Raw genomic sequence first — 227 nt, 5'->3', positions numbered from 1 at the left:
ATCGTGAAATCGATCGCCTCGGTCAGCGGCACCGACGTCGGCAAGTTCGAACAGCTGACCCTGGACAAGGCGCCGGTGACCACCACCGTGACCGACGAACCAGGCTCGGGTACTCCGGGCACTGGCAACCAGGGCGACCTGGTGCTGGTCACCATCACCGCCGACCAGACGTCGGTGGCCGAGAACGTCAAACCGACCTTCACCGTGCACATCAATCAGGCGCTGGA

The 227-nt window shown here is 63.9% G+C and carries 1 protein-coding gene; it reads left to right on the top strand.

Features of this window, described 5'->3' with window-relative positions:
• On the top strand, positions 1 to 227 hold a 227-nt coding region (locus QQL85_RS26550), incomplete at both ends, for a hypothetical protein (RefSeq protein ID WP_284357346.1).

The organism is Pseudomonas putida, from assembly GCF_030159595.1.
Taxonomy (GTDB): Bacteria; Pseudomonadota; Gammaproteobacteria; order Pseudomonadales; family Pseudomonadaceae; genus Aquipseudomonas; species Aquipseudomonas putida_AC.
Note: the sequence above shows the minus strand (reverse complement) of the source record. Positions and strands in the feature narration are given on the sequence as shown.